Source organism: Pseudonocardia sp. Ae150A_Ps1, assembly GCF_001932315.1.
Classification (GTDB): Bacteria; Actinomycetota; Actinomycetes; order Mycobacteriales; family Pseudonocardiaceae; genus Pseudonocardia.
Map to the genome: position 1 here is coordinate 5968564 of NZ_MCIJ01000001.1, position 12735 is coordinate 5981298.

The 12735-nt window shown below is 75.2% G+C and carries 12 protein-coding genes, 1 pseudogene and 1 riboswitch; of the genes and pseudogenes, 8 read left to right on the plus strand and 5 right to left on the minus strand.

Annotated elements, in window-relative coordinates; translation table 11 throughout:
- Positions 1-85: 85 nt before the first annotated feature.
- On the minus strand, positions 86-1420 hold the full coding sequence (locus Ae150APs1_RS28140; protein WP_139317172.1) for a hypothetical protein: 1335 nt from the start codon (positions 1418-1420) through the stop codon (positions 86-88).
- A 243-nt stretch (positions 1421-1663) separates the two neighbouring features.
- Positions 1664-1776, plus strand: a riboswitch (TPP riboswitch).
- On the opposite strand from Ae150APs1_RS28140, the gene Ae150APs1_RS28145 reads away from it, so the two are divergent.
- The 3 genes from Ae150APs1_RS28145 to Ae150APs1_RS28155 all read left to right on the plus strand — a co-directional run bounded on the left by Ae150APs1_RS28145 (position 1770) and on the right by Ae150APs1_RS28155 (position 4272).
- Positions 1770-2789, plus strand: a complete 1020-nt coding sequence (locus Ae150APs1_RS28145) for an ABC transporter substrate-binding protein (protein ID WP_010233152.1) — start codon at positions 1770-1772, stop codon at positions 2787-2789. (Overlaps the previous riboswitch by 7 nt.)
- Complete coding sequence (locus Ae150APs1_RS28150; RefSeq protein WP_249266503.1) at positions 2789-3538, plus strand: ABC transporter permease; 750 nt, start codon at positions 2789-2791, stop codon at positions 3536-3538. Before Ae150APs1_RS28145 ends, Ae150APs1_RS28150 begins: the two co-directional genes overlap by 1 nt.
- Positions 3535-4272, plus strand: coding sequence for an ABC transporter ATP-binding protein (locus Ae150APs1_RS28155; protein WP_010233159.1), 738 nt, complete (start codon positions 3535-3537; stop codon positions 4270-4272). Before Ae150APs1_RS28150 ends, Ae150APs1_RS28155 begins: the two co-directional genes overlap by 4 nt.
- 3 nt (positions 4273-4275) lie before the next feature.
- Here the strand turns inward: Ae150APs1_RS28155 and Ae150APs1_RS28160 are convergent, their stop codons facing one another.
- Positions 4276-4908 (minus strand): methyltransferase domain-containing protein, encoded by a 633-nt coding sequence (locus Ae150APs1_RS28160; RefSeq protein WP_060572477.1) that lies wholly within the window; start codon positions 4906-4908, stop codon positions 4276-4278.
- A gap of 261 nt (positions 4909-5169) precedes the next feature.
- Between Ae150APs1_RS28160 and Ae150APs1_RS28165 the strand changes: the two genes are divergently transcribed.
- The 4 genes and pseudogenes from Ae150APs1_RS28165 (at position 5170) to Ae150APs1_RS28180 (ending at position 9800) form a co-directional block, all read left to right on the plus strand.
- Positions 5170-6315, plus strand: coding sequence for a substrate-binding domain-containing protein (locus tag Ae150APs1_RS28165; protein ID WP_075302731.1), 1146 nt, complete (start codon positions 5170-5172; stop codon positions 6313-6315).
- Positions 6316-6339: 24 nt separating this feature from the next.
- Positions 6340-7116 (plus strand): ATP-binding cassette domain-containing protein, encoded by a 777-nt coding sequence (locus tag Ae150APs1_RS28170; RefSeq protein WP_010229405.1) that lies wholly within the window; start codon positions 6340-6342, stop codon positions 7114-7116.
- Between the two features lie 149 nt (positions 7117-7265).
- Positions 7266-8617, plus strand: a pseudogene (locus tag Ae150APs1_RS28175) (ABC transporter permease).
- 13 nt (positions 8618-8630) lie between these two features.
- A complete protein-coding gene (locus Ae150APs1_RS28180; protein ID WP_010229399.1) occupies positions 8631-9800 on the plus strand; it encodes an ROK family protein in 1170 nt (389 codons plus the stop codon).
- A gap of 19 nt (positions 9801-9819) precedes the next feature.
- On the opposite strand, the gene Ae150APs1_RS28185 is transcribed toward Ae150APs1_RS28180, so the two are convergent.
- A complete protein-coding gene (locus Ae150APs1_RS28185; protein WP_075301354.1) occupies positions 9820-10482 on the minus strand; it encodes a haloacid dehalogenase type II in 663 nt (220 codons plus the stop codon).
- Positions 10483-10500: 18 nt separating this feature from the next.
- Here Ae150APs1_RS28185 and Ae150APs1_RS28190 point away from each other — a divergent pair, with 18 nt between their 5' ends.
- A complete protein-coding gene (locus tag Ae150APs1_RS28190; protein ID WP_075301356.1) occupies positions 10501-11259 on the plus strand; it encodes a cobalt-precorrin-6A reductase in 759 nt (252 codons plus the stop codon).
- Here the strand turns inward: Ae150APs1_RS28190 and Ae150APs1_RS28195 are convergent.
- Positions 11246-12265, minus strand: a complete 1020-nt coding sequence (locus tag Ae150APs1_RS28195; RefSeq protein WP_075301358.1) for an alcohol dehydrogenase catalytic domain-containing protein — start codon at positions 12263-12265, stop codon at positions 11246-11248. The two genes, Ae150APs1_RS28190 and Ae150APs1_RS28195, sit on opposite strands and share 14 nt — an antisense overlap.
- Positions 12262-12729: a GNAT family N-acetyltransferase gene (locus Ae150APs1_RS28200; RefSeq protein WP_170918148.1), complete on the minus strand. Its 468-nt coding sequence runs from the start codon at positions 12727-12729 to the stop codon at positions 12262-12264. The genes Ae150APs1_RS28195 and Ae150APs1_RS28200 overlap by 4 nt, the downstream gene beginning before the upstream one ends.
- Positions 12730-12735 lie beyond the last annotated feature (6 nt).

Consider the following 12735-nt stretch of genomic DNA (forward strand, 5'->3'; position numbering starts at 1 on the left):
GGCGGTCCGGGCGGCCGTGGCCGGCGCCGGTCGTCCGGGTGGGCCGGACCCGGTGCGGCCGTCCGCCACCTGAGCGGCGACGCCCTCAGTCGGACCGGCGACGGTGCCGGGCCCGGCGCTGCGCGGGGACCTGCGGGCCGGACCCGGTCCCGCCCGACCGGCGCGCCACCGGGATGAGGGCCGTCCGGTCGGCGCGCGGCGGCACGTCGTCGTGACCGTCCGCCCCGTGGACCTCCCGGTCGCCGGCGGCGTCGGTCGCGGGATCGGCCCGGGAGCCGATCCACCGGTCGGCCGGCGTCCGCGGGAGCGGTCCGTCACCCTCGCGGGTCCCGGGGGCCTGCGGTCGTCCGCCGAGCGGGCCGGACTCCCGGCCGCCGTCGCGACCCGGCTCCGCGGTGCGGCCGGAGCCGTTCCGCGGACCGTCCGCGCGTCCGATCCGGGTGCCACCGCTGATCGGGTCCCGCGGGGACGGCAGCCGGGCGGGGACCGGGCCCGCCTGCCCCGCCGCGGACGGATCCGCCGGCCGGGGCGCCGGAGGGCCGGACGGTCGTGCGGGCGCATCGCCCGCCGGTGCGGGCCACGGGTCGCGCGGCCGGACGCGGTCGTCGTCCGGTCCGTCGGTGCGCGTGCGCGGGTCCCCCGCCCGGGCGGAGTCCGATCCGGCGGCCCGGCCGCGACCGGGGCCCGGCGAACCGGGGCCCGACGGAGCCGACCTGCTCGACGGACCCGTGACCGGGGACCGCCCGGCCCACGGGCTCGCGGCACCGTCCCGTGGGCCGCCGGGCCGGGCAGTCCCGCGCAGCTCGGCTCCCGGGGGCACCCCCGGGAGTGCGGACGGCGCACCGGGGAGCGAGGACGTGCCCGTCCCCGCCTCGCGGGCCGCCGCCTGCTCCAGTCTGGCGATCTCCCGGACGTCGGCGATGCGGGCCGCCAGCGCCGTCACGACCGCGCGCAGCGCGTCGGCCAGGTCCTCGGTGAGCCGGTCCTTCGGGCCGCCCCGGGCGAACAGCTGCAGGACCCCGCCGGTGCGGCCGGCGATCGGTACCGGGACGGCGAGCGACCGGACCAGCCCGCAGTCCGCTGCCGCGGCGGCGAGCTCGGGCGGCCCGGACCGGGTCAGGTCGGGGGTGAGCAGCACCCGGTCGCCGCGCTCGGCGGCCGGGCCCGGCCCGGCGTCGGCACGGCGCTGGAGCTCCCCGAGCCGGGGCGCGGCGGTGTCCGAGCCGAACACCCGCCGGCCCTCCGGGTCACGGGGGTCGGCCGGCTCACGGAGCAGCAGGGCGGCACCGCCGACACCTGCGGCGGGGACGAGCGCCACGCAGAGACCGGACAGCATCGCGGCCACGTCGACGTGGGCGACCGAGGTCGACCCGGCCTGCAGCGCCACCCGCACGAGGGCGGGCGCAGGATCGGGTGTCACGCGGCCGGCCGTTCCGGAGATCCACGGGGAGGCCGCCATCTCGTCCCTTCCGCGCCGCGTCGGACGGGTCCGCGGATTCGGATCCGGCCGGTCACGCAGCGTCGCTCTCGCGGAGCCCGAGGATAACGATCGAGCGGCGGCTCGGTGACACCGGCTCGCGTCTCGCGCTCGAATGTGACACAGGGTGATGACGATCAACGGTCGGTGATCGACGGGCGCGGCTGTGTACCCGCGTAGGCTGACCGGCCGTACCGCGGGAGCCCGCGCACCGAGGCTGAGAGGGCGGCAGGACCGGCCGCCGACCGTTCGAACCTGATCCGGGTGACACCGGCGTAGGGAGGCCGCTCTCGTGCTGTCACGTGCCCGTCCGATCGTCCTGCTGCTCGCGCTCGTCCTCGCGCTGTCCGGCTGTGCCGGCGGCGACGGCGGGGGAGCGGACCGGGACCAGCCGATCCGCGTCGCGCTGGACTGGACGCCCAACACCAACCACATCGGCCTGTTCGCCGCCCAGCAGGCCGGGTACTTCCGCGACGCCGGGCTGGACGTCGAGTTCCTGCCCTACAACCAGACGTCGCCGGACACGCTCGTCGGCAGCGGCGCCGCGGACTTCGGCATCAGCTTCCAGAGCTCCTTCACCTACTCCCGGGCCGCGGGTGCCGACATCACCTCGGTGATGGCGGTCCTGCAGCACTGGGCCACCGAGATCGCGGTCCGCGCCGACCGGGCCGACATCCGGTCGCCGCGCGACCTCGACGGCAAGGTCTACGCCGGGTTCGGCGAGCCCGGCGAGGTCGCGAAGATGCAGGCGGTGATCCGCAACGACGGCGGACGCGGCGACATCCGCACCGAGGTGCTGAACACCGCGGCCTACGAGGCGCTCTACGCCGGGCAGGCCGACTTCACCGAGCCGTTCGTCAACGTCGAGGGCATCGAGGCGCAGCTGCGGGGCGAGCCGCTGAAGACGTTCCGGTACACCGACTACGGCTTCCCGGACGCCTACAACGTGCTCCTCGTCGGCAACTCGACCTGGCTGCAGCAGAACCCGGACCGGGCGCGCGCCTTCGTGCAGGCCGCCCAGCGCGGCTACGCCCTCGCCGCGCAGGACCCGGCCGGTGCGGCCCGGATGCTGTCCGAGGCCAACCCGGGCGCCTTCACCGACGACCAGCTCGTCGACCGGGGCGCGACGATGCTCGCCGACGGCTACCTGCGCGACGAGCAGGGCCGCGTGGGCTTCCAGACGCCGGAGAAGTGGTCGGCGTTCTCCGGGTTCCTCTACGACACCGGGACGGTGGCCGGGCCCGACGGCGCCCCGGTCCGCGAGAAGCCCGACTTCTCCACCTGGTTCACCAACGACTACCTGACACCGTGATGCGCCGGCTCGCCCCCGCCGCGCTGCTGGTCGTGGCGCTGCTGGCCGTCTGGCAGGCGGCCGTCGCGGTCACCGGGGTCCGGCCGCAGGCGCTGCCCTCGCCGCTGCGCGTCGGCGAGCAGGGCTGGGCGTTCCGGTCGGTGCTGTGGGAGAACACGCTGCCGACGGTGCAGGTGACGGTCGTCGGGTTCACCGTGTCGCTGCTGGTCGCGTGGGCCATCGCGGTCGGCGTGGACTTCTCCCCGTGGCTGCGCCGGGCGCTGACCCCGCTGCTGGTGGCGTCCCAGACGCTCCCGGTCGTCGCGATCGCGCCGCTGCTGATCATCTGGTTCGGGTTCGGGCTGCTACCGAAGGTGCTGGTCATCGCGCTGGTGACGTTCTTCCCGGTGACCGTCGGCCTGATCGAGGGGTTCGCCGCGACGGACCGGTCGGCCACGGCGCTGCTGCGGTCGATGGGGGCGAGCCGCTGGCAGCGGTTCCGCTACGTCCGGCTGCCCGGGGCGATGCCGTCGTTCTTCACGTCGTTGCGGATCGCGATCACCTACGCCGTCACCGGGGCGATCTTCGCCGAGTACGTCGGTGCCCGTGCCGGGCTGGGGATCTTCATGCAGCTGCAGAAGAACCAGTTCCGCACCGACCTGGTGCTCGCCGCCGTCGCGGTGACGGCGGTGCTCTCGGTCGCGCTGTTCGGGCTGACCCACGTCGTACAGCGCCTGGTGACGCCCTGGTACCGGGGTGATCACCGATGAAGGTGGCGGTGCGGGACCTGTCGGTGTCCTACGGCGGCCTGGCCGTCCTCGACGACGTGTCGCTCGACGTCGCGCCGGGGGAGTTCGTCTCCATCGTCGGTCCCTCCGGGTGCGGGAAGTCCACGCTGTTCGCCGCGATGGCGGGGATCCTCGACGGCGCCACAGTGACCGGGGCGACCACGGTCGACGGCGACCCGGTGGACGGCGCCCCGTTCGGGCTGATGCCCCAGCAGGACCTGCTCTTCCCGTGGCGGACGGTCCTCGACAACACCACCCTCGGCCTCGAGGTCGCGGGCGTGTCGCGCCGCGAGGCCCGCGAGCGCGCGCGGGCGCTGTTCGCCCCGTTCGGGCTCGACGGGTTCGAGGGGGCGCGCCCATCCGAGCTCTCCGGGGGGATGCGGCAGCGGGCCGCGCTGCTGCGGACCGTCGTCGGCGGGCGGGAGGTGCTGCTCCTCGACGAGCCCTTCGGCGCCCTCGACGCGCTCACCCGCACCGGGATGCAGGAGTGGCTGGAGTCGATGCGCGAGCGCTACGGCTGGACGACCCTGCTGATCACGCACGACGTCCGCGAGGCCGCCTTCCTCTCTGACCGGGTGATCGTGTTCTCCCCGCGGCCGGCGACGGTGGTGCGCGAGGTCGCCGTCGACCTCCCGCGGCCGCGGACCCGGGACGTCCTCACCGACCCGCGGCTCGCGGCGGTCGAGGCCGAGCTGCTGGACACCCTGCGCGCCTGAGCGTCACCCGTCCCGGCGCAGCACCAGGACGTGGTCGACGACGTCGGCGGTCTGCCCGCCGGGCCCGGTCGCCCGCCGCACCGGACGGTCGGCCCGCTCGACGACGACGGGTGCCGGCCCGATCCCGTCGAGCACCTCCTCCGGGGTGGGGAAGTGCGTGTCCGGGTCCTGGTTCCACGACCACGGCGCGGTCGAGCCGTGGTCGACGACGACCAGTCGTCCGCCGGGGCGCAGCGCGTCGACCGCCGTGCGCAGCACCCGGGCGCGGGGCAGGGCGAACGGTGTCTGGAAGTACTGGGCCGAGACCAGGTCGAACCGGCCGTCCGGGAAGGTGTCGGCCAGGTCGTGCCGCTCGGCGGTGATGCGGTCGCCGAGGCCGGCGGCGGCCGCGCGCTGTGCCAGCGCGGTGGTCGCCGCCCCGGCGATGTCGACCGCGGTGACCCGCCAGCCGCGGCGGGCGAGCCACAGCGCGTCGCCGCCGCCCCCGCAGCCGAGGTCCAGCGCGTCGCCGGGGGTGAGGGCCGCGGCGATCTCGTCGAGGCGCGCGTTCACCCGTGGCTCCACGGTGGTGTCGCGGCCGGCGTAGAGGGCCTCCCAGAAGGCAGCGGGGTCGTCGTGGTCGGGCATCGTGCTCATGGCGCTCCTCGTGTCGGTGTCGCCAGGGTCCCGGCACCCTGTGCCGGTCGGCAAGAAAACTTGCCGGAGCGGCAAGAGCGGCTGGGCCGGGCCGGCAACAAATGACGCCCGTCGTGATCCGATCGTGACCTTCCGGCACGTACTTTCTCGATTCACCCGGCTGTCGATCACGACCTCCGGGCGAATACGTTGGCGCTCGCAACATTCACTCGGCCGTGCAGTGCGGCCGGTGATCCACAACGTCGTGGAGGGGATGTGCCGATGAAGGTGCGGGAGACGGGGCGTGGGTCCCGGTTGCGGCGGGCGGTGACGGCGGCGGGTCTCGGCCTGCTGCTCGTGGTGGCGGGCTGCGGTCAGAACAGCGCGGGCGGCGGCCAGGAGGACGCCGGCGGCGGCGACGCGGGGGCCGGCGGGACGAAGGTCGGGGTGATCCTCCCGGAGACCGACACGTCGGCCCGGTGGGAGGGCTTCGACAAGCCGATGCTGGACAAGGCCCTGCGCGCGCAGGGCCTCGACCCGGGCATCCAGAACGCGCAGGGCGACGAGCAGAAGTTCTCGACGCTGGCCGACGGGATGATCTCCAGCGGGGTCAAGGTGCTGATCATCGCCTCGATCAGCGGCGACGGCGGCAACGCCGTCGCGCAGAAGGCGAAGGCACAGGGTATCCCGGTCATCGACTACGACCGGCTCAACCTGGGCGGCACCAGCGACTACTACGTGTCCTTCGACAACGAGAAGGTCGGCGAGCTCCAGGGGCAGGGCCTGGTCCAGGGGATCGGGGCGAAGCCGGGCGCGCAGATCATCCAGATCGAGGGCGCGCCGACCGACAACAACGCGACGCTCTACAAGAACGGGCAGCTGAAGGCCCTGCAGCCGAAGTACGACTCCGGCGAGTTCGTGCTGGCCGGCGACCAGGCGATCGACAAGTGGGACAACCAGGTCGCCGGGACCACCTTCGAGCAGCTGCTCACCGCCAACGGCGGCAAGGTCGACGGCGTCGCCGTCGCCAACGACGGCATGGCCGGATCGATCATCACGGTGCTCGCCAAGTACGGCCTCAACGGCACCGTCCCGGTCACCGGCCAGGACGCCACCGCCGACGGGCTCGCCGCCATCCTGCGCGGTGACCAGTACATGACGGTGTTCAAGCCGATCCAGGAGGAGGCCGACGCGGCGGCGAAGCTGGCCGGGGCGCTGGCGACGGGCGACACCGCGGGCGCCGACGCCGTCGCCACCCAGACGGTGAACGACCCGAAGGGCAACCGGGACGTGAAGTCCGTGCTGCTCACCCCGCAGCTGATCACCAAGGACAACGTCAAGACGGTCACCGACGCCGGCTACATCCAGCCGTCGGAGATCTGCACCGGTCCGGTCACGGCCGAGTGCGGCCGCCTCGGCATCCAGTAGCCACCACCACCCGGAGGTACGGCCATGGCCGAACCGATCCTGTCCCTGCGCGGGGTGACGAAGAGCTTCGGCGCGGTGCGGGTCCTGCACGACGTCGACCTCGCGGTCCGCGCCGGGGAGGTCACCGCCCTCGTCGGCGACAACGGCGCCGGCAAGTCCACGCTGGTCAAGTGCGTCGCCGGCATCCACCCGATCGACGGCGGCGAGATCGTCTTCGACGGCGATCCGGTGTCGCTGGACGCGCCGTCGGACGCGGCCCGGCTCGGCATCGAGGTCGTCTACCAGGACCTCGCGCTGGCCGACAACCTCGACATCGTCCAGAACATGTTCCTCGGCCGGGAGCGCGGCCGCTCCTGGATGCTCGACGAGGCGTCCATGGAGCAGGCCGCCCGGGACACGCTGGCGTCGCTGTCGGTCCGCACGGTCACCTCGGTCCGGACACCGGTCGCGTCGCTGTCCGGCGGGCAGCGGCAGACCGTCGCCATCGCCAAGTCCGTGCTGTGGGACTCCCGGGTCGTGCTGCTCGACGAGCCGACCGCGGCGCTCGGCGTCGCCCAGACCCGGCAGGTGCTCGACCTGGTGCGACGGCTGGCCGAGCAGGGCCTCGCCGTCGTCCTGATCAGCCACAACATGGCCGACGTCTTCGAGGTCTCGGACCGGATCGCCTGCCTCTACCTCGGCCGGATGGTCGCCGAGGTCCCGACGTCGGAGGTCGACCACTCCCAGGTCGTCCAGCTGATCACCGCCGGCCGGTCCGGCGAGCTGGGCCTGGCCCGGCCCGAGTCGGCGGCCGCGCAGTGACCCGTGGCGACGGGGCACCCGACCCGGACGGAGGAGACACGGTGACCCGGACGACCCGGACGACCCGGACGACCCGGACGACCAGGACCGACGAGCCGCCGAACGCCGCCCGGCGGGCGAACCCCGGCAACCGGGCCGCCGACTTCGGCATCGACACGACCGCGCACAGCACCGGCGAGGCGATCACCGGCTACCTCCGGGGACTGCGCTCCGGCGAGCTCGGCTCGCTGCCGGCCCTGCTGGGGCTCGCCGCGCTGTTCGTGCTGTTCACCGTGCTCGACACCGGCGGCACCTTCGGCAGCCTGCTGAACCTGGCGAACCTCCTGCAGCAGGGCGCCGGGCCGACCATCATCGCGATGGGCCTGGTGTTCGTCCTGCTCACCGGCGAGATCGACCTGGCGGCGGGCACCGCGTCCGGGCTGGCGGCGGCGCTGATGGCGCTGCACCTGGTGAACGACGGCAACGTCCTCGGCGCGACCGGCACCGTCGTGTTCGTGCTGCTCGTGATCGTGATGGTGGTCGCGGCCGGGCTGGCCGCGCTGGTCCGGGTGTGGGCCGGGACGGCGATCAGCCTGCTGACCGCGGCGCTGCTGGTGATCGGCGTCCCAGCGACGGCGTGGACGGTGATGGCCTCGCGCTCGGCGTCGGCGTCGTCATCGGCTGCCTGACCGGGTTCCTGGTGGCCCGGGTCGGGATGCCCTCGTTCGTCGTCACCCTGGCCCTGTTCATCACCTGGCAGGGCGTGATCCTGCAGCTGATCGGCGACGGCGGCACCCTGGCCCTGCGCGACCCGCTGATCAACGCGGTGGCGAACGGCAACCTGTCCGTCACGGGGTCCTGGGTACTGTTCGTCGTGGCCGCGGGCGGCTACGCGGTGGTCCAGCTGGTCCGGCAGCGGTCCCGGCTGCGGAGCGGCCTGGTGGCCCGGCCGACCGGGCTGGTGATGATCAAGATCGGGGCGGTGGTCGTGCTGGGCGGGCTCGCCACGTTCCTGCTCGTGCAGGACCGCTCACCGGGGACGGTCGCGATCGCCGGCGTGCCCTACGTGGTGCCGATCGTGCTGGGCACCTGGGTGCTGGACCGGACCCGGTTCGGCCGGCACGTCTACGCCGTCGGCGGGAACCGGGAGGCCGCGCGCCGGGCGGGCATCGACGTCGTCCGGATCCGGGCGTCGGTGTTCGTGATCTCGACGGCGTTCGCCGCGATCGGCGCCATCGTCTACTCCTCGAAGATCGGCTCGGTGAACCCGGCGGCGGGCGGCGGGAACACCCTGCTGTTCGCGGTCGGTGCCGCGGTGATCGGCGGGACGTCGCTGTTCGGTGGGCGCGGGCGGATCTCCAACGCCGTGATCGGCGGCACCGTGCTGGCGACCGTGCAGAACGGCCTGGGCCTGCTCAAGCAGCCCGCCGCCGTCGTGTTCGTCGTGACCGGGCTGGTGCTGCTGCTGGCCGCGGCCGTCGACGTGCTGTCCCGGCGGCGCTCGGCGGCCACCGGACGGTGACGGCGGCCACCCGGTGAGCACCCCGACGGGAACCCGGCCCGACGACGCGCGCCGGCACAACAGGACCGCCCTGCTGCGCCGGCTGCACGTCGACGGGCCCTGCACCCGCGCCACCCTCGCCGGCGAGCTCGGCCTCAACCGCAGCACGATCAAGTCGGTGGTGGACGGGCTCGCCGGAGCGGGGGTGGTCAGCGAGGCGGTCCCCGCCCGGCGGTCCGGGGCGGGACGGCCGTCGCTTCTGGTGCTGCCCGACCCGCAGGCGGCGGTCGTCCTCGCCGTCGACGTGCGGGTGGACCAGGTCGCGCTGGCGATGGTCGGGATCGGCGGGCAGATCCTCGGCCGGCACAGCTGGAACCTGCACCGCACCACCCGGCTGCCCGGCGAGGTGATCACCCACCTCGCCGAGTCCGCCGAGCTGCTGCGCGACGAGCTGGGGGTGCGTGAACGCGGTGCCGGGGTGTCGGTGCCCGGCGTGGTCCGGCGCGCGGACGGGTTCGTGCACGAGGCACCGAACCTGGGCTGGCGCGACGTCGGGCTGGGGAGCCGGCTGTCGTCGGTGCTGGGCACGCCCGTCCAGGTCGCGAACGACGCCGAGCTGGGCGCGCTGGCCGAGCACGTCCGTGGCGTCGGGCGGGACGTGGCCGACATGGTCTACCTGTCGGCCGACGTCGGCGTCGGTGGCGGCGTCGTGTCCGGCGGGCGTCCGTTGCGCGGCACCGGCGGCTACGTCGGCGAGCTCGGCCACCTGCTCGTCCGGCCCGACGGCCGGGAGTGCTTCTGCGGCTCCCGGGGCTGCTGGGAGACCGAGGTCGGCGAGCCCGCGCTGTGCCGGGCCCTCGGCCTGCCCGAGGACACCGCGCGCGGGGTGCTCGTCGCCGAGCTGCGCGCGCTCGCCGCCGTCCCCGGCCGCGCCGAGCACCTCCTCGGCGGCTACGCCGGCTGGATGGCGGCCGGCCTGGTGACGATCGTGAACATGCTGGCACCGGAGCTCGTCGTGCTCGGCGACCTGTTCGGGGCACTGCCCGCGCCGGTGGTCGACCGGGTGCGCGCGGAGGTCGAGCGGCGCAGCCTGGTCAGCCGCGCGGTGGGCGGGACCCGGATCGCGGTCTCGCCGCTCGGCCGCGACGGCGCCCTGGTCGGCGCGGCCGAGCTGGCGTTCGAGCCGGTGCTCGAGGTCGTCTGAGCCGGTCCGGTCGCCGGGATCAGGCCAGCCGGCCCGCCAGCTCGGGCAGCGCCCGGACGGTGAAGGTCGGTGGCGTGAGGTGGCCGGGCCAGGGCTCGCCGGTGCGGTTCAGCCAGGCCGTCGCCATCCCGGTCCGGGCGGCCCCGTGCAGGTCCCACGGGTGCACCGCGACCATCACCGCCTCGGACGCGTCGATCCCGCAGGTGCGCAGCGCGTAGGTGTAGGCGGCGGGGGCGGGCTTCCAGATCCCGGCGTCCTCGACCGACAGCACCCGGTCGAACTGCTCACGCAGCCCGTGGCCGCCGAGCAGCCGCTCGGCGACGGCCGCGGCGCCGTTCGACAGTGTGACCAGCCGCAGGCCCGCGGCCCGCAGTGCGGCGACGCCGTCGTGGACGTCGGGGTGCACCGGCAGTTCCAGGAACCCGTCCAGGACCTCCCCGGCCCGGACGTCGGCCCAGCGCACGCCGTGCCGGCGCAGCAGCCGGGCCGCGGTGTCGGTCCCGATCTCGGAGAAGGTCCGGAGCTCCCCGCCCGCTGCCAGCGCGATGCCCTCCCGCAGGGTGGAGGCGAACCAGTAGGGGCCGAGCCAGTCGGGCACGCCGAGCTCGGAGAACTTCTTCCCGAGCGGCGTGAGGTCGGAGAGGGTCTCGTTGACGTCGAACACCACGGTCGTGAGCGCCATCCACCTACCCTGGCGGTTGTGAGTCCTCTCCGCACGGTGCTCGTCCTCGGCGGTACGACCGAGGGGCGGGCGGCGGCCGCCGACCTGTCCACGCGGGACGGCGTCCGGGTGGTGTCGTCGCTGGCCGGGGCGGTGCGCAGCCCCCGCCTGCCTGACGGCGAGGTGCGGGTCGGCGGGTTCGGCGGAGCCGGGGGACTCGCGCGTCACCTGCGCGTCGAGGGCGTCGACGCCGTCCTCGACGCGACCCACCCGTTCGCCGCCGGGATGACGGCGAACGCCGCGTCGGCCTGCGCGACCGCCGGGGTGCCGCTGGTGGTGCTGCGCAGGCCCGGCTGGACCCCCGGGCCGGGGGACCGCTGGCACCGGGTCGCGTCGGTCGCGGACGCGGCGGCGGCGCTGCCCGGCCCGGACGGCCGGGTGCTCCTCACGACCGGTCGCGGTGGGCTCGCGAGCTTCGCCCCGGTGGCGGCCCGGTTCTGGATCCGGGCCGTCGACCCGCCCGGCCCGCCGCTGCCCGCGGCGCACACGCTGCTGCTCGACCGCGGTCCGTTCGACCTCGACGCCGAGCGGGCCCTGTTCGACGACGTGTGCCCGCACGTGCTGGTCACGAAGGACTCCGGCGGCGCGGCGACGGCGCCGAAGCTGACCGCCGCCCGGGAACGCGGGGTCCCGGTCGTGGTCGTCGACCGGCCGGCGCTCCCCGCCGGGGTGACGTGCGTGCCGGACGTCGCGGCCGCCGTCGGGGCGGTCCTCGCGGCGCCGGTCACGGCTCGATGACCACGACCTCACCGGGTTCCGGGCGTGCGGCCAGCGCGGCGGGGGCCTCGTCCAGGGTGATCCGGCGGGTGACCAGCCGGGACGGGTCGAGCCTGCCGTCGGCGACGAGCTCCATGAGCCGCGGGTAGTCGGCGGCGGCCATCCCGTGGCTGCCGCGCAGCGTCAGCTCCTTCGCGATCATCTCCGGTACCGGGACGACGGGCTCGGCGGCCAGCAGCCCCACCTGTACGAGGGTGCCCTGCCGGCGCAACGCCCGGACGCCCAGCGCGAGCGACTCCGCCCGCCCGGCCGCCTCGACGGCGAGCACGGCGCCCCCGTCGCCGACGGCGTCGCGCACCGCGCCGGGCCCGGCGGACGGGTCGACCGTCGCCACCGCGCCGAGCGCCTCGGCCCGCGCGCGGGCCGCGGGTGCCGGATCGGCGACGACGGCCCCGGCGCCGAGCGCGCCGGCGATCAGCACGGCCGACAGCCCCACCCCGCCGGCGCCGAGCACGAGCACCCGGTCGCCCGGCCGGATCCCGCCCCGGTCGACGAGTGCCCGGTACGCCGTCGCGACCCGGCAGCCGAGCAGTGCCGCGCCGGCGGCGTCGACGTCGTCGGGGACGCGCACCAGGTTGTGGTCGGCGTGGTGCAGCTGGACGAGCTCCGCGAACGAGCCGGGGTGGGTGAACCCGGGCTGCTCCTGGTCGGGGCACACCTGGGTCTGACCGGCCGCGCAGTGCGCGCAGGTCCCGCAGCCGCAGACGAACGGCGTCGTCACCCGGTCACCGGCCCGGAACCGGGTCACCGCGGACCCGGTCTCCACGATCCGTCCGACCAGCTCGTGGCCCGGCACGATCGGCAGCTCGACGCCGTCGTCGTGGCCGGCCCAGGCGAACCGGTCGCTCGCGCACAGGCCCGTCGCCTCCACCCGGACGACGACGGAGGTCGGCCGCACCCGGACGTCCGCGAACGACTCGACGGTCGGTTCGACACCGAACCCGGTGACCAGCACGGCGCGGCTCACCGTGCCGCCCCCAGGTCGAGGACCATCAGGACGAGCCCGGGCCCGTCGCCGTCCCCGCTCTCCCGGAACCCGGTGCGGGTGTAGAACGCCCGGGCCCGTGCGTTGTCCGGCTCGACCTTCAGCGTCAGGCTCCGGGAGCCGTGCTCGCGCGCCACGGCGACGACGGCGTCGACCAGCTCCGTCGCCAGGCCGGTGCCGCGGGCGTCGGGGCGGACCCACATGCCGTAGAGCAGGCCGTCGTCGTCGCCGGTGCGCCGCCAGCCGACGGTCCCGGCCGGCGTCCCACCGAGGTGGGCGCCGAAGCGGACGTGCTCGGTGAGCACCTTCCGCCAGGCGGCCTCGGCGAGCCCGGCCTGCTCCCGGAAGAACTCGCTGGCCTCGCCGAACGCGTCCCGCAGGGAGGCGAGCCGGACCTCCCGGGCGAGCTCCCAGTCGTCCGGCCCGAAGCGGCGCACCCTCGTCACCGGCGA

What these genes read in the sequence shown, in the direction of transcription:
- Ae150APs1_RS28150 (WP_249266503.1), top strand. Translation starts at nt 2,789, where the DNA reads ATGCGCCGGCTCGCCCCCGCCGCGCTGCTGGTCGTGGCGCTGCTGGCC.
- Ae150APs1_RS28155 (WP_010233159.1), top strand. Translation starts at nt 3,535, where the DNA reads ATGAAGGTGGCGGTGCGGGACCTGTCGGTGTCCTACGGCGGCCTGGCC.
- Ae150APs1_RS28160 (WP_060572477.1), bottom strand. Translation starts at nt 4,908, where the DNA reads ATGAGCACGATGCCCGACCACGACGACCCCGCTGCCTTCTGGGAGGCC.
- Ae150APs1_RS28165 (WP_075302731.1), top strand. Translation starts at nt 5,170, where the DNA reads ATGAAGGTGCGGGAGACGGGGCGTGGGTCCCGGTTGCGGCGGGCGGTG.
- Ae150APs1_RS28170 (WP_010229405.1), top strand. Translation starts at nt 6,340, where the DNA reads ATGGCCGAACCGATCCTGTCCCTGCGCGGGGTGACGAAGAGCTTCGGC.
- Ae150APs1_RS28185 (WP_075301354.1), bottom strand. Translation starts at nt 10,482, where the DNA reads ATGGCGCTCACGACCGTGGTGTTCGACGTCAACGAGACCCTCTCCGAC.